This is a genomic window from Arthrobacter rhamnosi (genome assembly GCF_054510975.1).
On the sequence record NZ_JBTNDN010000009.1, the window covers coordinates 1 to 26,647 of the forward strand.

General features: G+C 70.9%; 23 protein-coding genes. 5 read left to right on the plus strand and 18 right to left on the minus strand.

Annotated elements, in window-relative coordinates:
- Positions 1-446: 446 nt before the first annotated feature.
- From tyrS to ACX80J_RS16110, 4 genes are read right to left on the minus strand one after another with little or no spacing between them, the layout of a single operon-like run.
- The gene (gene tyrS, locus ACX80J_RS16095; protein ID WP_459348483.1) at positions 447-1,769 is read right to left on the minus strand and encodes a tyrosine--tRNA ligase; all 1,323 of its coding nucleotides are present in this window, start codon (positions 1,767-1,769) and stop codon (positions 447-449) included.
- Positions 1,770-1,781: 12 nt separating this feature from the next.
- Positions 1,782-4,034, minus strand: a complete 2,253-nt coding sequence (locus ACX80J_RS16100) for a HelD family protein (RefSeq protein ID WP_459346221.1) — start codon at positions 4,032-4,034, stop codon at positions 1,782-1,784.
- 50 nt (positions 4,035-4,084) lie between these two features.
- Complete coding sequence (locus tag ACX80J_RS16105) at positions 4,085-4,636, minus strand: adenine phosphoribosyltransferase (protein WP_459346229.1); 552 nt, start codon at positions 4,634-4,636, stop codon at positions 4,085-4,087.
- A gap of 26 nt (positions 4,637-4,662) precedes the next feature.
- Positions 4,663-5,307, minus strand: coding sequence for a DNA-3-methyladenine glycosylase (locus tag ACX80J_RS16110; protein WP_459346220.1), 645 nt, complete (start codon positions 5,305-5,307; stop codon positions 4,663-4,665).
- Positions 5,308-5,399: 92 nt separating this feature from the next.
- Here ACX80J_RS16110 and ACX80J_RS16115 point away from each other — a divergent pair, with 92 nt between their 5' ends.
- Positions 5,400-7,067 carry a DNA-3-methyladenine glycosylase 2 family protein gene (locus tag ACX80J_RS16115; RefSeq protein WP_459348484.1) on the plus strand — a complete coding sequence of 556 codons (1,668 nt, stop codon included), beginning with the start codon at positions 5,400-5,402 and terminating at the stop codon, positions 7,065-7,067.
- The gene (locus ACX80J_RS16120) at positions 7,064-7,609 is read left to right on the plus strand and encodes a methylated-DNA--[protein]-cysteine S-methyltransferase (protein ID WP_459348485.1); all 546 of its coding nucleotides are present in this window, start codon (positions 7,064-7,066) and stop codon (positions 7,607-7,609) included. Before ACX80J_RS16115 ends, ACX80J_RS16120 begins: the two co-directional genes overlap by 4 nt.
- 104 nt (positions 7,610-7,713) lie before the next feature.
- On the opposite strand, the gene ACX80J_RS16125 is transcribed toward ACX80J_RS16120, so the two are convergent.
- The 9 genes from ACX80J_RS16125 to argC form a co-directional block, all read right to left on the minus strand.
- Positions 7,714-9,663, minus strand: a complete 1,950-nt coding sequence (locus tag ACX80J_RS16125; protein WP_459348486.1) for an ABC transporter ATP-binding protein — start codon at positions 9,661-9,663, stop codon at positions 7,714-7,716.
- A 126-nt stretch (positions 9,664-9,789) separates the two neighbouring features.
- Positions 9,790-11,220 (minus strand): argininosuccinate lyase, encoded by a 1,431-nt coding sequence (argH, locus tag ACX80J_RS16130; protein ID WP_459348487.1) that lies wholly within the window; start codon positions 11,218-11,220, stop codon positions 9,790-9,792.
- On the minus strand, positions 11,220-12,422 hold the full coding sequence (locus tag ACX80J_RS16135; RefSeq protein WP_301230126.1) for an argininosuccinate synthase: 1,203 nt from the start codon (positions 12,420-12,422) through the stop codon (positions 11,220-11,222). The genes argH and ACX80J_RS16135 overlap by 1 nt, the downstream gene beginning before the upstream one ends.
- 129 nt (positions 12,423-12,551) lie before the next feature.
- Complete coding sequence (locus ACX80J_RS16140) at positions 12,552-13,091, minus strand: arginine repressor (protein ID WP_459314425.1); 540 nt, start codon at positions 13,089-13,091, stop codon at positions 12,552-12,554.
- The gene (gene argF / locus ACX80J_RS16145) at positions 13,088-14,062 is read right to left on the minus strand and encodes an ornithine carbamoyltransferase (RefSeq protein WP_459348488.1); all 975 of its coding nucleotides are present in this window, start codon (positions 14,060-14,062) and stop codon (positions 13,088-13,090) included. Before argF ends, ACX80J_RS16140 begins: the two co-directional genes overlap by 4 nt.
- Complete coding sequence (locus ACX80J_RS16150; RefSeq protein WP_459348489.1) at positions 14,059-15,393, minus strand: acetylornithine transaminase; 1,335 nt, start codon at positions 15,391-15,393, stop codon at positions 14,059-14,061. The genes argF and ACX80J_RS16150 overlap by 4 nt, the downstream gene beginning before the upstream one ends.
- Positions 15,390-16,400, minus strand: a complete 1,011-nt coding sequence (gene argB / locus ACX80J_RS16155; protein ID WP_459346213.1) for an acetylglutamate kinase — start codon at positions 16,398-16,400, stop codon at positions 15,390-15,392. The genes ACX80J_RS16150 and argB overlap by 4 nt, the downstream gene beginning before the upstream one ends.
- An 11-nt stretch (positions 16,401-16,411) precedes the next feature.
- Positions 16,412-17,581: a bifunctional glutamate N-acetyltransferase/amino-acid acetyltransferase ArgJ gene (gene argJ, locus ACX80J_RS16160; protein WP_459348490.1), complete on the minus strand. Its 1,170-nt coding sequence runs from the start codon at positions 17,579-17,581 to the stop codon at positions 16,412-16,414.
- Positions 17,578-18,609: an N-acetyl-gamma-glutamyl-phosphate reductase gene (argC, locus tag ACX80J_RS16165; RefSeq protein ID WP_459346211.1), complete on the minus strand. Its 1,032-nt coding sequence runs from the start codon at positions 18,607-18,609 to the stop codon at positions 17,578-17,580. The genes argJ and argC overlap by 4 nt, the downstream gene beginning before the upstream one ends.
- Before the next feature lie 106 nt (positions 18,610-18,715).
- Here argC and ACX80J_RS16170 point away from each other — a divergent pair, with 106 nt between their 5' ends.
- Positions 18,716-19,681 carry a quinone oxidoreductase family protein gene (locus tag ACX80J_RS16170; protein WP_459346210.1) on the plus strand — a complete coding sequence of 322 codons (966 nt, stop codon included), beginning with the start codon at positions 18,716-18,718 and terminating at the stop codon, positions 19,679-19,681.
- A 78-nt stretch (positions 19,682-19,759) separates the two neighbouring features.
- On the opposite strand, the gene pheT is transcribed toward ACX80J_RS16170, so the two are convergent.
- Positions 19,760-22,303 carry a phenylalanine--tRNA ligase subunit beta gene (pheT, locus tag ACX80J_RS16175; RefSeq protein ID WP_459346209.1) on the minus strand — a complete coding sequence of 848 codons (2,544 nt, stop codon included), beginning with the start codon at positions 22,301-22,303 and terminating at the stop codon, positions 19,760-19,762.
- Complete coding sequence (gene pheS / locus ACX80J_RS16180; protein ID WP_459346208.1) at positions 22,304-23,386, minus strand: phenylalanine--tRNA ligase subunit alpha; 1,083 nt, start codon at positions 23,384-23,386, stop codon at positions 22,304-22,306.
- Positions 23,387-23,578: 192 nt separating this feature from the next.
- On the opposite strand from pheS, the gene ACX80J_RS16185 reads away from it, so the two are divergent.
- The gene (locus ACX80J_RS16185; RefSeq protein WP_459348491.1) at positions 23,579-24,043 is read left to right on the plus strand and encodes an eCIS core domain-containing protein; all 465 of its coding nucleotides are present in this window, start codon (positions 23,579-23,581) and stop codon (positions 24,041-24,043) included.
- Between the two features lie 4 nt (positions 24,044-24,047).
- Here the strand turns inward: ACX80J_RS16185 and pcp are convergent, their stop codons facing one another.
- Positions 24,048-24,686 (minus strand): pyroglutamyl-peptidase I, encoded by a 639-nt coding sequence (gene pcp / locus ACX80J_RS16190; RefSeq protein WP_459346206.1) that lies wholly within the window; start codon positions 24,684-24,686, stop codon positions 24,048-24,050.
- 67 nt (positions 24,687-24,753) lie between these two features.
- On the opposite strand from pcp, the gene ACX80J_RS16195 reads away from it, so the two are divergent.
- A complete protein-coding gene (locus ACX80J_RS16195) occupies positions 24,754-25,800 on the plus strand; it encodes an Rv2578c family radical SAM protein (RefSeq protein WP_459348492.1) in 1,047 nt (348 codons plus the stop codon).
- Positions 25,801-25,876: 76 nt separating this feature from the next.
- Here the strand turns inward: ACX80J_RS16195 and ACX80J_RS16200 are convergent, their stop codons facing one another.
- Together ACX80J_RS16200 and ACX80J_RS16205 are read right to left on the minus strand one after the other, a co-directional pair.
- Positions 25,877-26,350 carry a (deoxy)nucleoside triphosphate pyrophosphohydrolase gene (locus tag ACX80J_RS16200; RefSeq protein WP_459346204.1) on the minus strand — a complete coding sequence of 158 codons (474 nt, stop codon included), beginning with the start codon at positions 26,348-26,350 and terminating at the stop codon, positions 25,877-25,879.
- Between the two features lie 50 nt (positions 26,351-26,400).
- The gene (locus ACX80J_RS16205) at positions 26,401-26,646 is read right to left on the minus strand and encodes a hypothetical protein (protein ID WP_301230100.1); all 246 of its coding nucleotides are present in this window, start codon (positions 26,644-26,646) and stop codon (positions 26,401-26,403) included.
- Position 26,647 lies beyond the last annotated feature (1 nt).

Genomic DNA, 26,647 nt, shown 5'->3' on the forward strand with positions numbered 1-26,647 from the left:
GTATCAACAAACTTGGCACACTATTGAGTTCTCAAACAACAGGAGCTACCGGCACCAAACACAACCAAACCGCTGTGTCCTCGCTCCGAAGCAACTTTTCAAGCCTACCCCCACCAGCCCGATCCCGCAAATCCGCTCCCAGCCGCACCACCCGCCGAAACCGGCACCACGACCAACCAGCAAACCCACACAACCGACAACAAACCAGAAGCCCATCCCAGCACCATGCACAGCACACGCCGGAACAACTTCAACTCTGTCAAAGGGGGGTCGTCACCCTCACCGGGGCAACCACATAACTATACGACCACCCCACCCCCCACCACAAATCCACCACCACAACCACCCCCACGGCGGGCTGACAACCCCCAAAACAAGCGAAGCCGGCACCCTCCCGAAGGAGGATGCCGGCCACGGCCACGGCGTCGAACCGAGCGGCGGGCCTGTCAGGCGACGTCGACCATCGCGAGGTTCCGCTTGCCCCGGCGGACCAGGAGGTAGCGGCCGTGGAGGAGATCCGCCTCGGCGACGGCGTGGTCCGCATCGGAGATCTTGGCGTTGTTGACGTAGGCTCCCCCCTCGGCGACGGTCCGCCGGGCGGCCGAGTTGCTCGGCGACAGCCCCGACGCGACCAGGAGATCCACGATTCCCAAACCGTCCCGGGCAACCGAGACCGACTGGAGTTCCGCCGTCGCCGCCTGCAGGGTCGCGAGGTCGAGGGCGTGGAGGTCGCCCTGTCCGAACAGGGCCGCGGACGCGGCGATGACCTTCTCGGTCGCCTCCACCCCGTGCACCAGCGACGTGACGTCGAAGGCGAGAGCACGCTGCGCCGCCCGCTCGTACGGGCGCTCCGAGGTCGCCCTGTCGAGCTCCTCGATCTCCGCACGGGTCCGGAAGGTGAAGATACGCAGGCGCTGGGCCACATCGGCGTCGGAGGTGTTCAGCCAGAACTGGAACATCGCGTAGGGGCTCGTCATGGCGGCGTCGAGCCAGATCGCGTTGCCCTCGCTCTTGCCGAACTTCGTGCCGTCCGAGTTGGTGATCAGCGGCGTGCCGATCGCGTGGACCCCCGCACCCTCCACCTTGCGGACGAGGTCGGTACCGCTGGTCAGGTTGCCCCACTGGTCGGAGCCACCGGTCTGCAGGACGCAGCCGTAGTCGCGGAACAGCTGCAGGTAGTCCATGCCCTGCAGGATCTGGTAGCTGAACTCCGTGTAGCTGATGCCCTCGTCGGAGTTCAGGCGCTTGGCGACCGTTTCCTTCTTGATCATCGTGCCCACGCGGAAGTACTTGCCGACGTCGCGCAGGAAGTCGATGACGCTCATCGGCCCGGTCCAGTCAAGGTTGTTGACCATCCGGGCCGCACTGTCGCCCTCGAAGTCGAGGAACTTCTGCACCTGGCCCTGGAGGTAGCCGACCCACTCGGCGACGGTCTCCTTCGTGTTCATGGTGCGCTCCGCCGTCGGCCGGGGATCGCCCACGAGGCCGGTGGATCCGCCCACGAGTCCGAGGGGGCGGTGCCCGGCGAGCTGCAGCCGGCGCATCGTCAGGAGCTGGACGAGGTTCCCGAGGTGGAGGCTCGGGGCCGTGGGGTCGAACCCGCAGTAGAACGTGATGGACGGGCCGGCGAGCAGCTCCCTGAGTTCGCCCTCGTCTGTGGAGACATAGACCAGTCCACGCCAGACGAGCTCGTCGTAGATGTTCGCGAAGGACGGATCGTTGCGCTGGCCGGCAAGGCCACTGACGGGGGTTTCTGTTTGCTGTGCCACCCCACCAAATTATCAGTCGGCAATACCCGCAGGAATTCGGCCGGTCGAGATGACGCGGAGGCGCTGGGTGGGACGCGTCATCGCGACGTACAGGTCGCCGACGCGGGCCGTCGCCGAATCGAGCATCTCCTGCGGCTCGAGGATCACCACGCCGTCGAACTCCAGTCCCTTCGACTCGCGCGGCGCGATCACCACGATGTCCTGCCCGGGCCCGCCCGCGCCGGAACCGACGCGGGTGCCGTACTCCGGGGACAGCGAGGCGCGTACCTCGTGCAGCAGGTGGTCGGGTGCGATGACGGCGAGCAGCCCGCCGTCGATCGCCGCCAGTTCCTCCGGCATCACGCGTACGAGGGACGGGACGAGCTCACGCACGGTGTCGAGCACCGGAGCATATCGCCCCTCCCGGACGGCCTTCGGAGCCGACACGACGAGCCCCGCCGCATTCGCCATCCGCACGGCGGCTTCCGCGATCTGCGACGGCGTGCGGTAGTTGACGGTCAGTTCCTCGAGCTGCCACCGGTCCCCGACGAAGGGCTCGAGCGCCTGCTGCCAGGACCGGGAACCCGCCGCCGAGCTCGTCTGCGCGATGTCACCGACGATGGTGAAGGACTTGAGCGGACAGCGCCGCATGAGCAGGCGCCACTGCATCGGGGAGAGCTCCTGTGCCTCGTCCACCACGATGTGCCCGTAGGCCCAGGTGCGGTCGCCGGACGCCCGTTCCGCGGCGGACAGCCGCGTCGAGGACACGGCGTTGTGCTGCGCGAGGTCCTCGGCCGTGAGCACGCCGTTCACCCCGGAGTCCTCGAGCGACGCATTGACGTTCTCGAGGGCCCGCTCGGCGTTCGCGAGGTCGCGCTTCTGCTCCTGCTCACGGGCCGCGGTGTCGCGGCCCGCCGACGCGTCGAGGTCGCCGAGGAGTTCGGCCGCCTCGTCGAGCAGTGGCACGTCGGCCTCGGTCCACGGGGCGTCCGCCGGTCTGGTCAGGGCGGCGACTTCCCGGTCGCTCAGGCCGGGGGCTGCGGCGCGCAGCAGTTCGGGGCGCGCGAACAGCTCCGACACGAGCTTCTGCGGCGTCAGTGGCATCCACGCGAGGTTCAGGGCGATGCGCACATCGCGCGCGCTGCGGACGTCCTCCGCGAGGTAGGAGCGATCCGCGTTGTTCCCGCCACCCGAGGATTCCTCGAGCTTGTCCAGCAGCTGCTCGGTGAGTTCCCGCAGGAGGATCTTGACGAAGGTGACGCGCGCCTCGTTGTGGGGCTTCCCGGTGGCCCGGGCGCGTTCCCGCGCCCGCGAGACCTGCCGGGGCGTGAGCGTCAGCATCGTACCCTCGACGTTCAGGCGCTTGTTCTCCGCCGGCACACGCTCCCGGTTGGCGACGGCATTCCTGATGACCTGCGCCATCTCGAGCCGGCCCTTGATGGCAGCGGCTTCCTCGCTCGCCTCCTGCACCGTCGATACGCCGGGCATGAGCGTGCCGATGCCGGCCATGACCACGCCGGTCTCGCCCAGTGACGGCAGCACGCGCTCGATGTACTTCATGAAGGCGTCGGTGGGCCCGACCAGCAGCACGCCGGCGGACTTCAGCCGTTCGCGGTGCGTGTAGAGGAGGTACGCGGCGCGGTGCAGTGCCACGGCCGTCTTGCCGGTACCGGGTCCGCCCTGGACAACGGTGACGCCGGGGAGCGGTGCACGGATGATGCGGTCCTGCTCCGCCTGGATGGTGCCCACGATGTCGGACATCTGCCCCGTGCGCCGCGAGTTGAGGGCTGCGAGCAGGGCGCCTTCGCCCTGGAGCGAGTCGTCGTCGCCCAGGAGATCCGCGTCGAGGACGTCATCCTCGATCGCGACGACGTCGCGCCGCGAGAGGATGAGGTGGCGACGACGGCGCACACCCATGCGGTCGAAGGCCGTCGCCTGGTAGAAGGTACCGGCCTCCGGAGCGCGCCAGTCCACCATCAGCTGGCGCAGCTCGTCGTCGGAGAGGCCGATCCGGCCGATGTACCGCTTGTCACCGCTGTCGAGGTCCAGCCGCCCGAACACCAGCCGGTCGTCAACGGCGTTCAGTTGGGCGAGTCGGTCCTCGTACATCGTCGCGAAGGCATCTCGCTCCGAGCGGTTCTGGTGGGATCCGGCGGCCTGAGTGCGCCGGACGTCGGCGAGCTGCTGGACCTTTTCTGCACGGAGTTCATCGAGCCGGCGGTACAGGCCGTCGACGTAGTCGCGCTCGTAGTCCAGCTCTGCTTTGGCCTGGGCCGTCTCGTGCATCGGGCACTTCCTTCCAGAAAGGCGGACCGTCAATTCTAGCGCGGCGGACGCTACACGGTTTCCAGCGCGGCGACGTGGCGTCCGGCCAGGCTCGCCCGTCCGCCCAGGTCCCCGAGCTCGAGGACCACACCGCACCCTGCGACGACGGCCCCTGCCTTTTCGAGCAACGCACATGCCGCGACGAGTGTTCCGCCCGTTGCGAGGACGTCGTCGAGCACCAGGACACGGGCACCGGCGGGCAGATCGGACTGGTGGATCTCCAGTGATGCCTGCCCGTATTCGAGGTCGTAGGACTCCCGGAAGACGGCGCGCGGCAGCTTCCCTGCTTTCCGCACCGTGACCACCCCCGTACCGGTCGCGTAGGCGACGGCGGCGGCCAGGAGGAACCCGCGGGCCTCGACCCCGGCCACGGCATCGAAGGAGCCTGCGAAGGGCGCTGCCACCGCATCGACGACGGTCCGGAAGGCGGAGGCGTCGGAGAACACGGGAGTGAGGTCGCGGAACATGATGCCGGGAGAGGGGAAGTCGGGAACGACGGCGCACAGGCGGTCGATCGCCTCCCTCGCATCGCTCGCGAGTGTGCCTGCTCCTGCGGCCGGGATGCTCCCGGCGTCCGCTCCGCTCGTTGTCACGGATCAACCTTACGGGCTGCGGGCTGCTTGCCGGGACGGTAGCGGGACACCGACGGGTCGTCCGGCAGCCAGAAGCGCCACGGATACTCCGCCGTACCGGCGGGGCCGCTCACACCGACCCGGGGCCCCTGTCCGACCCGCACAGGGGGCTCATCCGGAAGGGTCAGCCGGAAGGGCGGGGCGAGGACGTCCGCGCCGTCGAACCGGCGGTCGAGTCCGAGGGCCTGCGCGAGGCGCGCGGGCCCGCGGGCGAGGTCCAGGTCCGACGCGGGATGGGACCGGCGTGTCCGCGCCCGGTCGACGCCCGCCACGATCTCGCCCGCCCGCAGCAGCACGCCCGTGGCCCACCCTTCCGTCCCGCAGACCACGTTGGCGCAGTAGTGCATGCCATAGGTGAAGTAGACGTAGAGGTGGCCGGCCGGCCCGAACATGGTCGCATTCCGTGCGGTCTTCCCGCGGAACGCGTGGGAGCCGGGATCGTCGGGGCCGAGGTAGGCCTCCACCTCGGAGATGCGCACGGTGACCTCGCCGTCGTCGTCCCGGTGGGTGAGGTGCGCGCCCAGGAGCAGGGGGGCGACGTCGAGAGCGCTGCCGCCCAGTCTCTGCCGCAGGTCCGCATCCGCCCCGCTCTGCTCGCTCACCCGTCGACCGTAGCAAAGGCGGCGCGCGCCCTCCCTGCAGCCGTGTCCGAATCCCGCTAGTTGCTTCCGGTGGCGGGTGACAGGATGGCGGCATGGACTTCTGGCAGCAGTACCGGGCGATCGACGCACGCGACGTGCGCTTCGACGGACAGTTCGTGACCGCCGTCTCGAGTACTGGCATCTACTGCCGCCCCTCGTGCCCCGCGCGGACGCCCAAACCGGCGAACGTCACGTTCTACCGCACCTCGGCTGCTGCACACGAGGCGGGCTATCGCGCCTGCAAGCGGTGCCTGCCCGAAGCGGTTCCCGGGGACCCGGAATGGAACCTCCGCAGTGATGCGGCGGCACGGGCGATGCGCCTCATCACCGACGGCGAGGTGGACCGGACGGGCGTGCCGGGCCTTGCTGCCCGGCTCGGGTACTCCCCCAGGCACCTGAACCGCATCCTGAGGGACGAGCTCGGCGCCGGTGCGCTGGCGCTGGCCCGTGCACACCGCGCCCAGACTGCCCGGGCCCTGCTCACGGGATCTCCGCTGCGGTTCGCCGACGTCGCCTTCGCGGCGGGGTTCGGCAGCATCCGGCAGTTCAACGAGACCGTCCAGCAGGTCTTCGACCTCACACCGCGGCAGCTGCGGGAAGCGTCGCGGCAGCAGCATGCGGCAGCCGGCACCTCTGCACATTCCGGCGGAGCGCTCCGGATCTCGCTGGAGCTGCCCACGCGGCTGCCGTATGACAACGGCATCTTCCGCTTCCTCGCCGCCCGCGCGGTCGACGGCGTCGAACACGCCACCGATTCCAGCTACGAGCGGCTCCTCCAGCTGCCGGGCGGCCCTGCCTGGTTCCGGGCGGGCGCCGTCGAGGCGCGCGGCAACGGGCGGGCAGCGCTGCCGGTGACCGTCTCGGTCGCGGGACTGGGCGATGTGCCGGCGCTCCTGAGCCGCATCCGGCGACTGTTCGACCTCGATGCCGATCCGGTGGCGATCGATGCCGCTCTGTCGCGGAACCCGTACTTCTCGGACCTGGCGGCTGCGACGCCGGGCATGCGCCTTCCCGGGGTGCTCGATCCCCACGAGGCGCTGATCCGAGCGATCGTCGGCCAGCAGGTGACTGTCGCGGCGGCGACGGGGGCACTCTCCCGCCTCGCCGCTGCGGGTCCGCCCGTCGACGCCGGAGACGCAGGAGCCGCGGGGCTCGACAGGGTGTTCCCTGCGGCAGCCGACCTGGCGGAAGCACCCGAGCCGCTCCTCCGGGGCCTCCGCCGACGCAATGACGCCCTGCGCTCGGCAGCACGCCGGCTCGCCTCCGGCGCCGTCGAGTTCGGCGTCGGTTCCGATCCCGCTGCCCTGCGCGCCGACCTGCTCCAACTCGACGGTGTAGGACCGTGGACAGCGGACTACGTGGTCATGCGCGTCCTCGGGCATCCGGACACCCACCTGCCGGCCGACGCCGCCGTCCGTACCGGCTGGTCCCGTCTAACGTCCCGGAACTCCGCCGGGCAGGCCGCGCACGCCGAGCACGGCCTGCACGCCGTCGGGCACGGGGCTGAGGGTGCCCCGCCAGGTCCTCTCCTCGCCGATGCCATGGCCCACGTGCGGCCCTGGCGGTCGTACGCGACGCTGCACCTTTGGGCGGCAGCCACCGCGCTCGGCGGGCGGCGGCCCCTGACGTCGCCGCGCGACCAGAAACCCACCGCACCTGACCAGCCCGACCCGACGTCACGTACCCTGTTCCCACCCACCGAACGGATATCCCAGCCATGACCACGACGCTCTCCGCTCCGGCACTCCTGCGCGGCGCAACCACCACCACCGTCGACACGCCCGATGGCCCCTTCACCATCATCGAGGCGGAGGGCGCAGTGCTGTCCTCGGGATGGACGGACCTCGCGTCGGAGCTAATCGGGCAGATCCACCCGACCCTCAGGGCGGCGAGCTTCGATCCTGCGGCGTCCGCCGTGCAGCCCATCCTCGAGGCGGTGGCCCGCTACTACGACGGCGACTTCGAGGCGATCGGTCCGGTGCGGGTCCGGCAGGCATCCGGGCCGTTCCGCACCCACGCCTGGAACGTGCTGCGCACCGTGCAGCCAGGGGCGCCGGTCACCTACCTCGAGTACGCGGAGCGCTCGGGCAGCCCCAGCGCCGTCCGCGCCGCCGCCGGAGCGTGCGCCAAGAACGCGGCGGCCCTCTTCGTGCCCTGCCACCGGGTCATCCGGACGGACGGGACCCTCGGCGGCTTCCGTTGGGGGCTCCCGGTCAAGCAGCGCCTGCTCGACCGGGAGGCGGGGCGCCCGACCGCCTTCTGAGCAGACGGGTCCAGGCAGGCGTCGGGTCGGCGCCGGACCGCCCGCGCACATGCCGCCCTGGCTCTTCCCCTGCGCCGGTCAGCCGACCGCCGGGACGACAGGGATCAGGCCGCCACCAGTCGCTGGCGGGAGGCCATGTCGCGGTAGAGAGCGCTCTCCTCCAGCAGCTGGTCATGCGTCCCGACGGCGGTGACCCTGCCCTGGTCCAGCACGACGATCTGATCGAAGTCCGCCACGGTCGACAGGCGGTGCGCGACGACGACGACGGTGCGGTCTCGCGAGGCCTCCCCCAGTGTCTGCTGCAGCAGCTGCTCTGTCCTCGAGTCGACGGCGGACGTCGGCTCGTCCATCAGCAGTACCGGGCGGTCGGCGAGGATCACGCGCGCCCAGGCGAGGCGCTGGCGCTGCCCGCCGGAGAGCCGGACGCCGTCCTCCCCCAGGTTCAGGTCCAGTCCGTCGTCCGTGCGGTCCCCGAGTGCGTCGAGCCCGACGGCCGCGAGGACGCGTCGGAGCTGGTCGTCCGTCGCCGCCGGGGCGGCGAGGCGCAGATTGTCCGCCAGCGTCCCGCTCAGGACCGGTGCCTCCTGTTCCACGAGGCCGATGCGTGAGCGCAGCTCCGTCCGGGGAATTCGCGGCAGCGCCGTGCCGTCATAGGTGATGGTGCCGTCCGTCGGCTCGTAGAACCGTTCGAGCAGGGCCAGCACCGTCGACTTCCCGGCGCCGGACGGCCCGACGAGCGCCGTCCTGCTGCCTGCAGGAACGCTGAAGCTGACGCCGTCGAGGACGAGCCGGCCGGGCTCGACGGACGGAGGCTCCGTCTCCGGGGAGACCCGGTTGTGCAGTACCCCCGGGGACCCTAGAGGGGCTCGCCGGTCCCGCCCTGCCTGCGGCGCCCCGGCGTCGGAAGTAGGGGTCCGAACTGCGTGGTTCCCGTCGGGGCCTCCGTCGTCGTACCGGAAGCTGACATTCCGGAGCTCGATGGCGCCGGCGGATCTGCCACCAGAATTGCCGGCACCGTGCGTCGAGCCGGCCGCGGCATCCGGCTGTGCGGGTATCGGCTGGATCCGTACGGGCCGGTCCTCGTCGGCGCGTTCCGGCTCGAGCCGGGCGATCTCCTGGATGCGGTCGAGCGCCGCGAGTCCCGACTGGATCTGCACGAAGGCGCTCATGGCCGACCCGATGGGCATCACGAGGAGGAACAGGTAGAGGATGAAGGCGATGAGGTCGCCGAGCAGCAACTCGCCGGCGGCGACGCGGATCCCCCCGACCGCCAGGACCACGATGAACGCGCCCTGGACGCAGATGGACATGATCGGCTGGACCGCTGCCTGGAGGCGGGCCATCGCGATCCCTGCGCGGAAAGCCCGGGTTGCTTCACCATCGATGACAGCGGCCTCGCGCTCCTCCGCGACGGAGGCCTTGATGGTGCGGATGCCCGAGAGCCCGCGCTCCACGGCTGCGGTCATGGACCCGACCGCGTTCTGGACGTCGCGGCTGCGCCTGCGGATGAGGCGACCGAGGAACAGGACGCCGGCCGCTCCGAGGAGGACGGCGCACAGCGTGATCCCGAACAGCAGCGGGTCGATCAGCACCATGAGCACGACGGCCGCGCAGAACATCAGGACGGAGGACACGATCTCGAAGAGGCCCGAGGTGATGACGCTGCGCAGGAGCGTGGTGTCGGAGCCCACCCGCGACATGAGGTCTCCCACGCGCCTCCGGTCGAACTCCCGGACGGGCAGCGCCAGCAGCTGCCCGACGAGCGAGCGGCGCACGCCGAGGACCACCGACTCCGCCGTCCGCTGGAGGAGATAGGACTGTGCCGCCCCGAAGACGGCCCCGCCGAGCGTGATCGCGATGAGGAACCAGACGAACACCGTGGCCGGCCGGCCCGCCGAGACGGCGTTGACGAGCTGCTGGACCATCAGCGGCTGGGCGATCGACAGGCCGGTCGAGACGAGCGAGACGACGGCGACGAGGGCGAGCACACGGATGTGTCCCCTCAGGTAGGGGAAGAACTCCCGCAGGGTGGCACGCTGGAGGGCAGGCTGCATGCTCACACAGTGCGCCGGGCACCACCGGGTGTCAAAGCACTTCGCGGCGGGCGTAGCAGGTCACGGCGGGACGGCGCTCCGGGGTGCGGCGCGGCTCCTCGGGGAACCGCGCCGCCCCCTCCCGCGTCAGGCGGTCGTGTAGCCCTCGACGGCGTCGAGCTCGGTCCGCAGCGCGGCGAGCTGACGGCGGACGGCGGCTGGAGCGGTACCGCCCTGCGCGTCCCTGCTGGCCAGCGATCCTTCGACCGTGAGGACCTCGCGCACCGCGGGGGTCAGGTGCGCGGAGATGCCGGCGAACTCGTCGTCCGTCAGGTCCCACAGTTCCACGTTCCGCTGCTCGGCGACGCGGACGGCCGCGCCCGAGAGCTCGTGGGCCTCTCGGAACGGGACACCCTGGCGCACGAGCCACTCGGCGATGTCGGTCGCCAGGGCGAACCCCTGGGGAGCGAGCGTGGCCATGCGCTCCGTGTTGAAGACGAGGGTCGCGATCATGCCCGACACCGCGGGCAGCAGGACCTCGAGTGTGTCGACGGCGTCGAACACCGGCTCCTTGTCCTCCTGCAGGTCCCGGTTGTAGGCCAGCGGCAGGCCCTTGAGCGTCGCCAGCAGGCCGGTCAGGTCGCCGATCAGCCGGCCGGCCTTGCCGCGCGCGAGCTCGGCGACGTCGGGGTTCTTCTTCTGCGGCATGATCGAGGACCCGGTGGAGAAGGCGTCGTCGAGCGTGACGAAGGAGAATTCCTTGGTGGCCCAGAGAATGATCTCCTCGCTGATCCGCGAGAGGTCGACGCCGATCATCGCGGTCACCCACGCGAACTCCGCGTACACGTCCCGCGAGGCAGTGCCGTCGATCGAGTTGTGCGTCGCCGAGAAGAAGCCGAGGTCGGAGGCCACCGCTTCCGGATCGAGGCCCAGGGAGGACCCCGCGAGGGCGCCGGACCCGTAGGGGGACACGCCTGCGCGACGGTCCCAGTCGGAGAGCCGCTGCACGTCGCGCAGGAGCGCCCACGCGTGCGCCAGCAGGTGGTGGCTCAGCAGGACCGGCTGGGCGTGCTGGAGGTGCGTGCGGCCGGGCATCGGCGCCTCGAGGTGCGCCTCCGCCTGGTCGACGAGGGCGGTGATCGTGGCGAGGACGCCGCGGGCGATGATGCGGGCGTGGTCCCGCAGGTACATGCGGCCCAGCGTCGCCACCTGGTCGTTGCGCGAACGGCCGGCGCGGAGCTTGCCGCCGAGGGCGGGCCCCGCACGCTCGATGAGGCCGCGTTCGAGGGACCCGTGCACGTCCTCGTCGCTCTCGGCGGGCAGATAGGCCCCCGAGCGGACATCGGCGTCGAGACGGTCGAGAGCATCGATCATCCCGGCGAGCTCGGCGTCGTCCAGCAGTCCGGCCCGGTGCAGCACCCGCGCGTGGGCGCGGGAGCCCTCGATGTCGTAGGTGGCCAGCCGCCAGTCGAAATGGGTCGACTTGCTCAGCGCGGCGAGGGCGTCGGCGGGGCCGCCGGCGAACCGGCCGCCCCACAACGAACCCTCGTTCGTCCCGCCACCGTGCACTGGGGACATCAGGCGCCCGCCCGCTGGTCCCGGCTCGACGCCACCTTGGAGGACAGGCCGAAGATCTCGATGAAGCCGCGGGCCATCGACTGGTCGAAGGTGTCACCGGAGTCGTAGGTCGCGAGGTTGAAGTCGTACAGCGCGACGTCGGAGCGGCGGCCGGTGACCGTCGCACGTCCGCCGTGGAGGTCCATGCGGATGTCGCCGGTGACGTACTTCTGCGTGTCGTCGACGAAGGTGTCGAGCGAACGCTTCAACGGGGAGAACCACTGGCCGTCGTACACCAGCTCGGTCCAGCGCTGGTCCACGGTCTTCTTGAAGCGGGACTGCTCGCGCTCGATGGTGACGTTCTCGAGTTCGCGGTGCGCGGCGATCAGGGCCATGGCGCCGGGGGCCTCGTAGATCTCGCGGCTCTTGATGCCGACCAGGCGGTCCTCGACGATGTCGATGCGGCCGATGCCCTGGGCGCCCGCGCGGCGGTTGAGTTCCTCGATGGCCTGCAGCGGCGTGACGGCGTTGCCGTCGATCGCGACGGGGATGCCCTCGCGGAAGGAGATGGTGACCTCGTCCGCGGCCGGTGGGAACTCGGGCGACGCGGTGTAGTCGTACACGTCCTTGGTGGGCGCGTTCCAGATGTCCTCGAGGAAACCGGTCTCGACGGCACGGCCCCAGACGTTCTGGTCGATGGAGAACGGGTTCTTCTTGGTGGTCTCGATCGGCAGGCCCTTCTCCTCCGCGAAGGCGATGGCCTTGTCACGGGTGAGCGCGAGGTCGCGGACGGGCGCGATGCACTTCAGGTCCGGGCCGAGGGTCTGGATGCCGACCTCGAAGCGCACCTGGTCGTTGCCCTTGCCGGTGCAGCCGTGCGAGACGGTCGTGGCACCGAACTGCCGTGCGGCGGCGACGAGGTGCTTGACGATGACGGGACGCGACAGCGCCGAGACGAGCGGGTACGCGTCCATGTACAGCGCGTTCGCCTTCAGGGCGGGCATGCAGTACTCGGTGGCGAACTCGTCACGCGCGTCGGCCACGTAGGCCTCCACGGCGCCGCAGCCGAGGGCGCGCTGGCGGATGGTTTCGAGCGATTCGCCGCCCTGTCCGACGTCGACGGCCACGGCGATCACCTCGGCCCCGGTGGCTTCGGCGATCCAGCCGATGGCGACGGAGGTGTCGAGTCCGCCGGAGTAGGCGAGGACGATGCGTTCGGTCACGGAATATGCTCCTTCGATTGTCCGGGCGTGTGCCCGTGTGTCGTCTGTGGGTGTCGTGTGTGGGTGTCGTGTGTGGGTGGTGGGTTGTTCGTCGGCCGGCCCTGCTGCCAGCGTAGCGGCGTGGCGGCCTCAACCCGGGTCGGCGGGTCCCTGCGGTTCCTGTGCCAGCCCGAGGAACCGTTCGGCGACGGCGGCGCCGCCGTCGACCTCCCGGCTCACGAGCATCACGGTGTCGTCGCCCGCGATGGTGCCGAGGATGGACGGCATCACCGAGTGGTCGATGGCCAGGGCGAGGAAGTTCGCGGCTCCCGGCGGTGTGCGCAGGATGACGATGTTCCCGGAGGACTCGGCGGTCACCAGCAGCTCGTTGCAGAGCTTGGCGAGCCGTGCGTCGAGGATCTCCTGCGACACCCCGCTCTGGGCGTGGCGGCCGCCGCCTTCCACGGGCACGGCGTACACGAGCGCTCCGTCGGCTCCCCGGACGCGCACGACGCCGAGCTCCACCAGGTCCCGGGACAGCGTCCCCTGGTTCACCTGCACCCCGTCCGCCGCGAGGAGCGCGGCGAGCTCCACCTGGGAGCGCACCGACTGTGCCGTGAGGAGGTCCATGATGCGGGCGTGCCGGGCGGTCTTCGTGGTGGGGCGGACGGAATCGCGCTGGACCGTCATGAGTCGCGCTCCGGCCCGGGCGGACCGTCCTGCTGCGCCGACCGCTCGACGAGCCACGCCATGAGCGCCTTCTGCGCGTGCAGCCGGTTCTCGGCCTCGTCCCAGACCAGGGACTGCGGTCCGTCGATGACCTCGGCGGCGATCTCGTAGTCGCGGTACGCGGGCAGGCAGTGGAGCACGACGGCGTCGGGTGCCGCCTGCGCCATGGCATCGGCGTCGACGGCGTAGGCGCGGAACAGCTCCTGCCGAGCGGCCTTCTCGTCCTCCTGGCCCATCGACACCCAGGTGTCGGTGGCGACGACGTCGGCGCCTGCGAGCGCGGCGGCGGGATCCGTGGTGACGAGGATGGATCCGCCGGTCTCCGCGGCACGGTCCTCGGCTGCAGCGACGACCGCCGGGTCGGGCAGGTAGCCCTCGGGGCCTGCGATCCGCACGTGCATGCCGGCGGTCACGCCGGCCAGGAGATAGGAGTTGGCCATGTTGTTGGCGCTGTCGCCCAGGTAGGTCAGGGTGAGCCCGGCCAGCGTGCCCTTGTGCTCGCGGATGGTGAGCAGGTCCGCTAGCAGCTGGCAGGGGTGGTAGTCGTCGGAGAGCGCGTTGATGACCGGGACGCTCGACGCCGCGGCCATCTCCTTGAGCCCTGCCTGCGCGTAGGTGCGCCAGACGATGGTCGCGACCATCCGGTCGAGGACCTTCGCGGTGTCGGTGATCGACTCCTTGTGGCCGAGCTGGGAGTCCCCCGCACCGATGATGAGTGGCACCCCGCCGAGGTCGGCGATGCCCGCTGCGAAGGACACGCGGGTGCGGGTGGAGGTCTTGTCGAAGATCACGGCGACCGTCTTGCGGCCGGCGCCCTCACCGGCGAAGGGGGCACGGGCGTACGGCTTCGCCTTCAGCTCCGCGGCGAGGTCGAGGACCTCCGCCTGCTCGGCCGGCGAGAGGTCCGTGTCGACGAGGAAGTGGCGCGTCATGAGATTGCCTCCCGGGCTGGGGTCTTGGCGGTGGCGAGGATCCCGGGCAGGGCGTCGAGGAAGGTCGCCGCCTGCTCCGTGGTGAGGATGAGGGGTGGTGCGAGGCGGAGGGTCAGCGGGCCCGTCGCGTTGATGATGAACCCCGCGGCGAGGGCGGCCTGGACCGCCGCCGGTGCGTACTCGCCGTCGAGGTCGAAGCCGATCAGCAGCCCCTCCCCGCGGACGGCGACGACGCCCTCGATGGTGGCGAGGCGCGACCGCAGGAAGGCACCGACCTCAGACACGTGCCGGAGGGCGTCGGACGCTTCGAGGGCATGCAGCGTGGCGAGGCCGGCCGCCGTGGCCACCGGGTTGCCGCCGAAGGTGGTGCCGTGCTGTCCGGCACCGATCAGCGACGACGTGTCCTCGCCGAAGGTGATGAGGGCACCGATCGGGAAGCCGCCGCCGAGCCCCTTGGCGAGCGTCATGGCGTCGGGCACGACGCCGTCGACCGCCTGGTGCGCGAACCAGCGGCCGGTCCTGGCGATGCCCGTCTGGACCTCGTCGAGGATGAGGAGTGCGCCGTGGCGGCGCGTCAGCTCGCGTGCGGCCCGCAGGTACTCCGGCGAGAGCGGCCGCACGCCGGCCTCACCCTGGATGGGCTCGATCACCAGGGCCGCCACGGTATCGTCCATGGCGCTCCGGAGCGCCTCGATGTCGTTGAACGGTATGTGCTCGACGCCGGCAGGGAGCGGTTCGAACGGTTCCCGATAGGCCTTCTTCGATGTGAGGGCGAGCGCCCCCATCGTCCTCCCATGGAAGGCACCGTCGAGCGCGAGGATCCGGGAGCGGCCGGCCGTGCTGTTGCGCCGGGCCAGTTTGACGGCGGCCTCGAGTGCTTCGGTGCCGGAGTTGGTGAAGAACACGCGCGATCCCGCGGGAGCCTGGGACAGCGTCAGCAGTTTCTCGGCGAGCGCCACCTGGGTGGGGCTCGTGAAGAAGTTGGAGATGTGCCCGAGGGTCGCCAGCTGGCTCGCGATGACGGACGTGACGAACGGGTGCGCGTGGCCGAGCGCATTGACGGCGATGCCGCCGAGGAGGTCCAGGTACTGGTTGCCGTCGGCGTCCCACACATGGCAGCCCGAGCCGCGGACCAGCACACGCTGCGGGGTCCCGAAGACGCCCATCAGTGAGCCGCTGTAGCGCGAGAGCCAGGCGGCGCCCGAGTCGCCGCCCGTGAGGACGTCCACCGTCCCGTCGCTGCCGGCGACGGGTTCGGCGGCGTGCCGGCCCGTCACGGTGCCGGTCGCGGCGCCGGTCACACTGCCGGTCGGGGTGCCGGTCTCGTTCATGGGTGCACTCCTGCAGTGTCGTCCACGGCGTTGTCCGTGGTGTCGGCGTTGTTCGCTGTGCCGGCGTCGTCGGGCACCACCTGGGTGCCGATCCCTGCGGTGGTGAAGGTCTCGAGCAGCATGGAGTGTGCCAGGCGGCCGTCCACGATGTGCGCGCGCTCCACCCCGGACTCGACGGCCTGCAGGCAGGCCGTCATCTTGGGGATCATGCCGGACTCGAGGCTCGGCAGGAGCTCGCGGAGCTGGGATGCCGAGAGGGAGGAAATGAGCGACCCGCGGTCCGGCCAGGCGGCGTACAGGCCCTCGACGTCGGTGAGGATGACGAGCTTCGACGCGCCGAGCGCGGCGGCCAGCGCAGCTGCGGCGGAATCGGCATTGACGTTGAGGACCTGCTGCGTCGCGTCGCCGTCGGCGTCGTACTCCGGGGCGACCGTGGAGATCACCGGGATGCGCCCGGCCTGCAGGATGTCGAGGATGGCGCCGGGATGGACCGCCGTCACCTCGCCGACTAGGCCGAGGTCCACCTGCTCGCCGCCGACCACGGTACCGGTGCGGATGGCGCGCAGCAGGCCGCCGTCCTCGCCGGACAGTCCGACGGCGTAGGGCCCGTGGGAGTTGATGAGGCCGACGAGTTCGCGGCCCACCTGCCCGGTGAGGACCATCCGGACGACGTCCATGGCCTCGGGGGTCGTCACGCGCAGGCCGCCCTTGAACTCGGACTCGATACCCAGGCGCTCGAGCATCGCGTTGATCTGCGGTCCGCCGCCGTGCACGACGACGGGACGGATGCCCACGTGGTGGAGGAACACGATGTCCTCCGCGAACGCGCGGCGCATCTCGTCGTTCACCATGGCGTTGCCGCCGTACTTGATGACCATCGTGGTGCCCGCGAACCGCTGGATCCAGGGCAGGGCCTCCATCAGTGTGGCGGCCTTGTCCTGTGCCTTCAGCGTCGACGCCGACGGCGACGACGGGGCAGGAGCCTTGCCGGTCGATACCTCGCTCATGGTGTCTCCCGTCAGCTCGAGTAGGCGGAGTTCTCGTGCACGTACTCGTGCGTGAGGTCGTTGGTCCAGATGGTCGCGCTCGCAGGTCCGGCCGCGAGGTCGATCTCGACCGTGACGTCCCGCCCGGTGAGGTCCACGAGGTCGCGCGACTCGCCGATGCCGCCGTTGCGGCAGATCTGCACGCCGTTCATCGACACGTTCAGCCGGTCCGGCTCGAACGCGGCGTCCGTCGTCCCGACGGCGGCGAGCACACGTCCCCAGTTGGGGTCGTTGCCGAAGATCGCGGTCTTGAACAGGTTGGACCGGGCCACGGCGCGGCTGACCGTCTCGGCGTCGCGCTCGGAGGCAGCATTCACGGTCCGGACGGCGATCGTGTGACTGGCGCCCTCGGCGTCGTGGATGAGCTGCGCGGCGAGGTCGAGGCAGACATCCGTCAGGGCTGCGGTGAACTGCGCCGGGTCGGGGTTCACGCCGGCGGCGCCGGAGGCGAGGAGCACGACGGTGTCGTTGGTCGACATGCAGCCGTCGGCGTCCGTGCGGTCGAAGCTGACGCGCGTGGCGTCCCGCAGGGCGGCATCGAGGGCCGCGGGGTCGAGGACGGCGTCCGTGGTCAGGACCACGAGCATCGTGGCGAGGCCGGGCGCCAGCATGCCGGCTCCCTTGGCCATGCCACCGATCGTGTAGCCCTCGCTCGCGGCATCGGCGCTCGCGGGATAGCGGGCCTCCTTGGCCACGGTGTCCGTGGTCATGATGGCCTCGGCGGCACCGGGACCGCCTCCCCTGCCCAGGGAACCGGCGGCGCCCGTGACCCCGGCGAGGAGCCGGTCCATGGGGAGCTGTTCGCCGATGAGGCCCGTGGAGCACACGAAGACGTCGGTGGCCGAGACGCCGAGGAGCTCGGCCGTGACCTCGGCCGTCCGATGGGTGTTCTGGAAGCCCTCCGGGCCGGTGCAGGCGTTGGCGCCGCCGGAGTTGAGGACGACGGCGTCGACGCGCCCGTCCGACACGACCTGACGGGACCAGAGCACGGGAGCGGCGGCCACGCGGTTGGAGGTGAAGACGGCGGCCGCGGAGTGCAGCGGCCCGTCGTTGACGACGAGCGCGACGTCGGGCTTTCCGGTGCTCTTGAGGCCGGCGGCGACGCCCGCGGCGCGGAACCCGCCCGGGTAGGTGATACTCACGGTGCGATCCCCTGGATGGTCAGGCCGGCGGTCTCGTCGAGGCCGAGGGCGATGTTCATGGACTGCACGGCTCCGCCGGCGGTCCCCTTGGTGAGGTTGTCGATGACGCTGCTGACGATCACGCGGCCCGCGTGCTCGTCGAAGGCGAGCTGGAGGTTCACGTAGTTCGAGCCCAGCACGGACTTCGTCGAGGGCCACTGGCCCTCGGGGAGGACGCGCACGAAGGGCTCCTGCGCGTACGCGGACTTCCAGGCCTCCCGTAGCTGCGCATAGCCGACGCCGGGCCGCACCTTCGCGGTGGCGGTGGTGAGGATGCCGCGAGCCATGGGGGCGAGGGTCGGCGTGAAGGACAGCGAGACGCGCTCGCCGGCCGCGAGGCTGAGGCCCTGCTCGATCTCGGGCGTGTGGCGGTGCCCGCCGCCGACGCCGTAGGGGCTCATGCCCCCCATGACCTCGGACCCGATGAGGTTGGGCTTGGCCGCCTTGCCCGCACCGGAGGTGCCGGACGCGGACACGATGACGACGTCGTCGGACTCGAGGAGTCCGGCGGCGAAACCGGGAGTGAGCGCGAGGAGCGCGCTGGTGGGGTAGCAGCCGGGGACCGCGATGCGCCGCGCCCCTGCAAGGTCGGCGCGGTGGCCCGGGAGCTCCGGAAGCCCGTAGGGCCAGGTCCCGGCGTGCGCCGAGCCGTAGAACTTCTCCCAGGCCGCGGGGTCCTGCAGGCGGTGGTCGGCCCCGGCGTCGATCACGAGGGTGTCCGGTGACAGCTGCGCGGCGATCTCCGCGCTCGCGCCGTGCGGTAGGGCGAGGAAGACGACGTCGTGTCCTGCGAGCGCCTCGGGCGTGGTCTCCTGCAGCACGCGGTCGGCAAGGGAGTGGAGGTGGGGCTGCAGGTCCCCCAGCAGCGCGCCCGCGTTGCTGTGGGCCGTGATCGCCCCGACCTCGATGTCGGGGTGGTTCGCCAGGAGGCGCAGGAGCTCGCCTCCTGCGTAGCCACTGGCCCCGGATACTGCTGCGGTGAACGTCATTCCCCAAGCGTACAACAAAGGTATGCGTAGCTACACATAGTTATGCATTCCCACGGTCGGAGCCCCGGGAATAGCATGAGGGAACACCATCGAAAGGACCAGCACCATGCCCTCAGCCATCGTCGTCTCCGAACCGGGCGGTCCGGACGTCCTCGCCGTCGCGACCGTCGAGCGTCCCGAGCCGGGGCCGGGCCAGCTCCTGGTGAAGGTGGCGGCGGCCGGCGTCAATTTCATCGAGACCTACCAGCGGAGCGGCGCCTACGCCATGGAGCACCCGTTCACTCCGGGAGCCGAGGCGGCAGGGACGGTCGAGTCGGTGGGCGAGGGTGCCCGGGGGTTCGCCCCCGGCGACCGGGTCGCATTCGCCGAAGGCCGGGGCACCTACGCCCAGTTCGCCGTGGTCGACGCGGAAAAGGCGCTCCCGGTACCGGAGGGCGTCGACCTCGAGACCGCGGCCGCCCTCCCCCTGCAGGGCATGACGGCCCACTACCTCATCAATTCCACGTTCCCCGTGCAGCCCGACTCCACCGTGCTCGTCCATGCGGGAGCGGGCGGGGTCGGACTGCTGCTCATCCAGCTGATCAAGGCCAGGGGTGCCCGCGTGTTCACCACCGTGTCCACGCCGGAGAAGGAGGAGTTGGCCCGCGGCGCGGGCGCGGACGAGGTGCTGCCGTACGAGGGATTCGCCGACGCGGTCAGGACCGGAACGGACGGGACCGGGGTGGACGTCGTGTACGACGGCGTCGGCAAGGCGACGTTCGACGAGTCGCTGGCTTCCCTCCGGACCCGCGGCACCCTCGTGCTCTACGGGGCCGCGTCGGGGCCCGTTCCGCCCGTCGACCCGCAGCGGCTCAACAGCGGGGGCTCGCTGTTCCTCACGCGGCCCACGCTCGCGCACTACCTGCTCTCACCCGAGGAGCGGCGCTGGCGGTCCGAGGAGCTCTTCGGCGCGGTCGTCGCCGGCCAGCTCGACGTCCGGATCGGCGCCCGCTACCCCCTCGCCGATGCCGCGCGGGCACATGAGGACCTCCAGGCGCGGCGGACCACCGGCAAGGTACTGCTGATCCCCTGACCTGCCCGGCTCCCCTGAGCTGCCGAACGACCGAAGGCCCGTCCATCCGGACGGGCCTTCGGTCGTTACCTGCTGCGGTCAGCGCTGGACGGCGCCGAACCGTTCGGCGGCCAGGGCGACCGCGGCATCGCGTGCCGCGCTCGCCTCGTCGGCGGTCAGGGTGCGATCCGGGGCACGGAAACGCAGGGCGAAGGCCAGCGACTTCCGCCCCTCGCCGATGCCCTGTCCCGTGTACACGTCGAACAGGCTGACGTCCTCGAGGAGCTCCCCTGCGCCCTCGCGGAGCGTCTCGAGCACATCCCCCGCCACCACGCCGGACTCCACGACCAGCGCCACGTCCTGCGTGGCCGGCGGATAGGTGGACAGCGGCCGGGCGACGATCACGTCGGCGGCGGCGTCGAACAGGAGGTCCGCGTTGATCTCGAGGGCCACCGTGCGCGCCGGCAGGTCCTGCGCGGCGATCAGCTTCGGGTGGAGCTCCCCCGCGTAGCCCAGCACCTCGCCGCTGCGCAGCGAGAACTCGGCGGTGCGTCCCGGGTGGAACGCCTGGTGGCTCCCCTGCCGGACGACGACGTCGACGCCGGTGACCCGCCCCATGAGCTGGACGACGTCGATGGCGTCGGCCCAGTCCCATGCACGGGGGACGATGCCGGCCGACGGCGTGGTCTCGTGCCCGGTGAACAGCGCCGCGATGGTCTGCGGCTGGTCGGGGATGCCCGCGTACAGCCCGTCGAGGACCTCGTCGTCGGGCCGGATGCCCAGCGGCGGGATGGAGTCCGTCCCCAGGGCTGCGCCCGGCAGGAACACCGCACCCGACTCGAACAGGGCGAGGTCCCTGAAGCCGCGCGACGAGTTGCGCTTCGCGAGCTCCACGAGGCCGGGGAGGATCGACCGGCGCAGGTAGCCGAGCTCCGCGCTGAGCGGGTTCGCGAGCTTGACCGAGGCCGCGGGGGCTCCCTCGTCCGGCGTGCCGAAGACGGCATTCGCGTGTGCGCTGACGAACGGGTAGGAGAGGACCTCCGTCAGTCCTGCCCCGGCGAGCGCGTTCAGCAGGCGCCGCCGCTGCTGCTGGAGGCGCGTCAGGCCACGCCCGGGAGGGGCGACGGGCAGGGTCGAGGGGATCGTGTCGTACCCGACGAGCCGGATGATCTCCTCGGTGAGGTCCTCGCGCGTCTCGAGGTCCGTGCGCCAGCTCGGAGCGGTGACGCGGTAGCCGCCGTCGACGGCGTCCACGGTCGCGCCGAGGTCGGTGAGGGTTCCGCGGATCTGCTCGTCCGTGAAATCGCGCCCGATCAGGCGGGCCGGGAAATCTGCCGCCAGGTCGATGACGCGCGGTGCCGGCGCCTGTCCGACGTCGGTGACGGCGTCGTCGGCCGTGCCGCCGGCGAGGTCGAGGAGGAGTTCGACGGCGCGCTGCGCGGCCACGTCCGCGACGTTCCAGTCCACGCCGCGCTCGAAGCGCTTGGAGGCCTCCGAGGGCAGCCGGTGGCGGCGGCGGGAGCGGCCGATGCCCACTTCCTCGAAGTGGGCGGACTCGATCAGGACGTTCCGTGTTTCGTCCGAGACCTCGGTGGCGGCCCCACCCATGACGCCGGCGATGCCGATGGGCCCCGATCCGTCCGTGATGAGCAGGTCCTCGGCGTCGAGCGTGCGCTCGCGGTCGTCGAGTGTCCGCAGCGTCTCCCCGGCAACGGCACGTCGCACCACGATGTCGCCCGACAGACGGTCGAGGTCGTAGAAGTGCAGCGGCTGGCCGAGTTCGAGCATCACGTAGTTCGAGATGTCCACCACGAGGGAGATGGAGCGGATCCCGGCGAGGCGGAGGCGCGCCGACATCCACGGCGGGGTCGGCCGCGACGGGTCGACGCCGCGGACCGTCCGGGCGACGAACCTGTCGCAGCCGGGCCTGCCGTAGATCGGTGCGGAGTCCTCGAGGCGCACCGGGTAGCCGGCGTCCTTCGCCTGCGGCACGACGACGGCGCCTGCGGGGTCGGTGAAGTCCGTCCCGGTGGCGTGAGCGTATTCGCGTGCCACGCCGCGGATGGAGAAGCAGTACCCGCGGTCAGGGGTCACGTTGATCTCGGCGGCCTCGTCGTACAGGCCGAGGAGCTCCAGGGCGTCGGTGCCGACCTCGGGGTCCAGCCCGAGGGTCGAGAGCACGAGGATGCCGTCATGGTCGTCGCCGATGCCGAGTTCGCGCACCGACGCGATCATGCCGGCGGAGACGTGGCCGTAGGTCTTGCGCGGGCTGATCCGGAAATCCCCGGGCAGCACGGCGCCGGGCAGGGTCACGACGACCTTGTCGCCCTCGACGAAGTTGTGGGCGCCGCACACGATGCCCTGCACGCCCGACGGGTCGATGCCGTCGCCGGTGAGGGTCTGCTCGGCGCCCTCGGGCACCACGCGGACCTCGCACCAGTTGATGGTCTTGCCGTTGGACTGCGGCTCCTTGACGACGCTGAGGACCTGGCCGACGACGACCGGACCCCTCAGCTCATCGGTGGGACGATGGACGTCCTCCTCCTCCAGGCCCACTTTCACGAGCTCGGCCATCACGTCTTCCGCGGTCGCATCCGCGGGCACGGCTGCGTACTCGCGCAGCCAGGACAGTGGGATTCTCACCTAGATCTCCATCCCGAAGTGTTCGCTGAAACGTACATCGCCCTCGATCATGTCCCTCATGTCGCTGACCTCGTTGCGGAACATGAGTGCCCGCTCGATCCCCATGCCGAAGGCGAACCCGGAGTAGACGTCCGGGTCGATCCCCGTGGCGCGCAGGACGTTCGGGTTGACCATGCCGCAGCCGCCCCACTCGATCCAGCGGGGGCCGCCCTTGGCACCCGGGTGCCAGATGTCGAGCTCGGCGCTCGGCTCCGTGAAGGGGAAGTAGTTGGGGCGCAGGCGGACCTTCGCCTCGTCGCCGAAGAGCTGCCGCGTGAAGTGCTCGAGGGTGCCCACGAGGTCGGCCATGGTGAGGCCCTTGTCGATGGCGAGGCCCTCGAACTGGTGGAACACCGGGGTGTGGGTCGCGTCGAGCTCGTCGGTACGGAACACCTTCCCCGGGCACAGCACGTAGATCGGCAGGTCGCGCTCGAGCATGGAGCGGACCTGCACGGGCGACGTGTGGGTCCGGAGCACGAGGTGGGCTTCAGGAGGCTCCACGAAGAAGGTGTCCTGCATCTCGCGGGCGGGGTGGTCCGGCTTGAAGTTGAGCGCGTCGAAGTTGAACCATTCCGACTCGAGCTCGGGGCCTTCGGCGATCTCCCAGCCCATGCCGACGAAGACGTCGCTGACCCGCTCCTGCAGGGTGGACAGCGGGTGCCGTGCCCCGGCCCGGCGACGGCGGGGGGCGGCCGTGACGTCGACGGCTTCCTCGACGAGGATCCGGGCGTCGCGCTCCGCTTCGAGCTCGGTGGTCCGGGCGGCGAGGGCCTGGTTGATCCGGCCGCGGGCCGGGCCGATGTTCTTGCCGGCGGCGGACTTCTGCTCCTTCGGGAGCGCACCGATCCCCCGGTTCGCGAGGCTCAGCGGCGACTTCTCGCCGGCGTGCGCGATCCGGACCGCCTTGAGCGCGTCGAGGTCGGCTGCGGCTGCGATGTCCGCGAGCGCGGCGTCGACGGCAGCGGCGACCGACGAGGCGTCCAGCGGATCGGGGACCTGGGCATCGGGGCTGCCGGGCCCGGCGTGCTCTGGGGTTTCGGACATGGGGATTGCTTACCTTGCACTCTCGGATGTGCGGCGGGCGGCGTGCAGCCGCGCCGTGGACAGGAAAACGCCGGGTCGCAGCGTGGCGCACCGGCGGATCAAGTCTAGGCGACCGGCTCGGCGGCGCTCCACCCCGACGGGAGCCGGTCGGTCCGCGGGACGGGCCCTGCGGCGTCCCCGTACGATGACGGCATGAAGCGCAGGCTCGTGCCGTTCCTGAACTGGATCAACCTGTCGACGCCGTGCGGCCTCGCCCTGGCCGCCCTGACCGGCTGCCGCGTGTCGGCCGGCCCCTCCGGGGTCCTGCTCGCCGAGGGGTACCGGGGCCGGCTGCCGAAGGCCCGCGCCTTCACGGTGGGCAGCGTGGTGCTGCTGCGGGGACACGTGCCGCGGGGCGCCTCCGCGGGCTTCACCCGCCTGCTGGAGCACGAGGCGCGCCATGCCCGCCAGTACGCGGCGTTCCTCGGGCTGCCGTTCCTTCCCGCGTATCTGCTGGCGGCGGCGTACTCCCTCCTGCGGACTGGGGACCTGGCGTCACGGAACCCCTTCGAGCGGAGGGCGGGGCTGTCCGACGGGGGGTACCGCGAGCAGCCGCTCCGGCCGATCGGAGCAGCGATCGGCGCCGTCCTCCCCACCCGGTGGGCACGGCGCTCCTAGATCCTCAGTGCTCGGCTCCGGCAGGAACCCGCAGGTCGGACGTCCTGCCCGCGGTCGTGCTCGCGATGGCCGCAAGGGCGCTCGCCATGTCCTCGACGGCGAGTCCCGGCTGCCGGTTGGCCTCGCCCTGTTCCGTCGAGTACGGGACGTGAATGAAGCCGCCACGGGTTCCGGGACGGGTCGCGAGGAGGTCCATGAGGCCGTAGAAGACGTGGTTGCAGACATAGGTGCCCGCCGTCTGCGACACCTCGACGGGCACGCCGAGGCGCAGGACGGCCTCGCGGCACGCCTTGAGAGGAAGGGTGGAGAAGTAGGCGGCCGGCCCGCCCTGGACGACGGGCTCGTCGACGGGCTGCCGGCCGGCGTTGTCGGGGATCCGTGCGTCGTCCACATTGATGGCCACGCGTTCGAGGGAGATGCGTTCGCGCCCGCCGGCCTGCCCCACGCACAGGACGATCCCCGGCCGGACCCGCTCGAGGGCGCCTTCGAGCACGTCGATACTCGAGCCGAAGACACAGGGCAGCTCGACGGCCACAGCCTCGTGTCCCTGCCCGGCCAGGAGCCCGGCGGCCCGCCGGGCCGCGGACCAGGACGGATTGGTGGACTCTCCCCCGAAGGGTTCGAAGCCTGTCAGCAGGATCATGCTCCCAGCCTAGGCGTGCGATCGACGCACGATGACACGGTATTAGTACGCGTGTTCTAATTGCGGTATGCGGTGGGAAGGCCAGAGAGTCCAGGACGACGGCGGAGCCGAGTCCGCCCTGCTGCCCCTTGCGGGGTTGGTGCGGACAGTCCGAACCCCGGAGTTCGCCGGGATCACCTTCCACGAGGTGACCGCGAAGTCAGTCCTCAACAGGGTGCCGCCTACGTCGTCGATGCCGTTCTCCTGGACGATCAACCCCTTCCGGGGCTGCTCCCACGCCTGTGTGTACTGCTTCGCCCGGAAGACGCACAGCTACCTCAACCTCGACACCGGACTGGATTTCGATGCGCAGCTCGTCGTGAAGATCAATGCGGCGGAGGTGCTCCGCCGGGAACTGGCCCGCCCGTCCTGGTTGCGCGAGCATGTGGCCCTCGGGACCAATACCGATCCCTACCAGCGCGCAGAGGGCCGGTACGCGCTGATGCCGGGCATCATCTCGGCCCTGGCCGATTCCGGCACGCCCTTCTCCATCCTGACGAAGGGCACCCTCCTCGCCCGCGACATCCCGTTGCTGAAGGCCGCTGCGAAGTCGGTGGGCGTCGGGATGGGCATCTCGCTCGCACTCGTTGATCCGGTCCTCGCCGAGGCGATCGAGCCGGGCACCCCTGCCCCGCGGGCCCGGCTCGCCCTGATCTCGCGGCTGCGCGAGGCAGGACTGCCGTGCGGCGTGATGGCCATGCCGATCCTGCCCTGGCTCACGGACGGCGACGAATCACTCGACCGGCTGTTCGGCGAGCTGGCCGCCGCTGGAGCCACGGGTGTGACAGCCGGCCCCCTGCACCTGAGGCCGGGCTCGCGCGAGTGGTTCATGCAGTGGCTCGCCGCCCACCATCCCCACCTCGTCCCGAAGTACGAGGCGCTCTACCGCGGCGGGAGCTACGCGTCCAAGGAGTACCGGGACTGGCTCTCGGGCAGGATCCGGATCTTCCGCCGGAAGCACGGACTCGCCGCGGGCGCGGGCTTCTTCCGCAATCTGTCCCCGGGCGGCGGGCAGGAGCCGGTTCCACCGGCGCCGGCCCCTGCGTCCCGCGCCGTGCAGGCGTCGCTGTTCTAGCCCGTCGCTGTTCTAGCCCGTCGCTGTTCTAGCCCGTAGCTGTTCTAGCCACTCGCTGTTCTAGCCAGTCGTTGTTCTAGCGCTGGCTTCCTCCGCCGGCCTGGACCTGCAGTCCCGTCCTGGCTCTCAGCGCGACGAGGATGGGTCGATCGGCGGGAATCCAAGGCAGGGCATCCAGCTCCTGGGCGGGGTGTAACGGCACCCAGCGCAGTTCGTCGTGGTCCTGCAGCGGCGCTGCGTCGCCGGCGGTCGCCTCCACGAACCAGACCCGCATCGCGGCCGCCTCGTTGAGCGGCCAGCCCTGTGCACCCGGACCGGGGATCTCCTCACCGAGGCGTGCCTGGATCCCGAGTTCCTCCTCGAGTTCACGCCGCAGCGCGGCCTCGCAGGTCTCCCCGGCCTCGACCTTCCCGCCGGGGAACTCCCACATCCCGGCGAACTGCGGCGGTGCCGTCCGCCGCGCCACGAGCAGGCGGGTCGGACGGTCGAGGGAGTCGACGACGGCTCCGCCGACGATCTGGCGGAGCTGGTCCGGTGCTGGTTGCGTCACCCGCCGAGTCTATCGACGCCGTCGTCCTGTCTCGGTGCCCCTCGGTGCCGTCAGCTCTCCTCGGGCGAGGCGAGCTTGCCGCCCGCGGCCGTCTGGTGTTCCGGGTTGTCTCCGCGCCGGTACTCGCCGTGGGGACTCAGTCCGGGGACCTGCTGCCCTGCGTTGAGTTCCGTCGAGGTGTAGGTCTCCTCCGAGAATTCCGCGGCGCTCTCGGCCTCGGGCTCCTGCGGCAGGTTGATGTCCTCCCGCAGGTGCTCGCTCTGCGGCAATTGAAATGAATGCGGTGTCCAGCCCATG

What these genes read in the sequence shown, in the direction of transcription:
- ACX80J_RS16115 (WP_459348484.1), top strand. Translation starts at nt 5,400, where the DNA reads ATGGACTTCTGGCAGCAGTACCGGGCGATCGACGCACGCGACGTGCGC.
- pheS (WP_459346208.1), bottom strand. Translation starts at nt 23,386, where the DNA reads ATGTCCGAAACCCCAGAGCACGCCGGGCCCGGCAGCCCCGATGCCCAG.
- argB (WP_459346213.1), bottom strand. Translation starts at nt 16,400, where the DNA reads ATGAGCGAGGTATCGACCGGCAAGGCTCCTGCCCCGTCGTCGCCGTCG.
- ACX80J_RS16205 (WP_301230100.1), bottom strand. Translation starts at nt 26,646, where the DNA reads ATGGGCTGGACACCGCATTCATTTCAATTGCCGCAGAGCGAGCACCTG.
- ACX80J_RS16120 (WP_459348485.1), top strand. Translation starts at nt 7,064, where the DNA reads ATGACCACGACGCTCTCCGCTCCGGCACTCCTGCGCGGCGCAACCACC.
- ACX80J_RS16100 (WP_459346221.1), bottom strand. Translation starts at nt 4,034, where the DNA reads ATGCACGAGACGGCCCAGGCCAAAGCAGAGCTGGACTACGAGCGCGAC.
- ACX80J_RS16170 (WP_459346210.1), top strand. Translation starts at nt 18,716, where the DNA reads ATGCCCTCAGCCATCGTCGTCTCCGAACCGGGCGGTCCGGACGTCCTC.
- ACX80J_RS16195 (WP_459348492.1), top strand. Translation starts at nt 24,754, where the DNA reads ATGCGGTGGGAAGGCCAGAGAGTCCAGGACGACGGCGGAGCCGAGTCC.
- argC (WP_459346211.1), bottom strand. Translation starts at nt 18,609, where the DNA reads ATGACGTTCACCGCAGCAGTATCCGGGGCCAGTGGCTACGCAGGAGGC.
- ACX80J_RS16185 (WP_459348491.1), top strand. Translation starts at nt 23,579, where the DNA reads ATGAAGCGCAGGCTCGTGCCGTTCCTGAACTGGATCAACCTGTCGACG.
- pcp (WP_459346206.1), bottom strand. Translation starts at nt 24,686, where the DNA reads ATGATCCTGCTGACAGGCTTCGAACCCTTCGGGGGAGAGTCCACCAAT.
- ACX80J_RS16125 (WP_459348486.1), bottom strand. Translation starts at nt 9,663, where the DNA reads ATGCAGCCTGCCCTCCAGCGTGCCACCCTGCGGGAGTTCTTCCCCTAC.
- ACX80J_RS16140 (WP_459314425.1), bottom strand. Translation starts at nt 13,091, where the DNA reads ATGACGGTCCAGCGCGATTCCGTCCGCCCCACCACGAAGACCGCCCGG.
- argH (WP_459348487.1), bottom strand. Translation starts at nt 11,220, where the DNA reads ATGTCCCCAGTGCACGGTGGCGGGACGAACGAGGGTTCGTTGTGGGGC.
- ACX80J_RS16150 (WP_459348489.1), bottom strand. Translation starts at nt 15,393, where the DNA reads ATGAACGAGACCGGCACCCCGACCGGCAGTGTGACCGGCGCCGCGACC.
- argF (WP_459348488.1), bottom strand. Translation starts at nt 14,062, where the DNA reads ATGACGCGCCACTTCCTCGTCGACACGGACCTCTCGCCGGCCGAGCAG.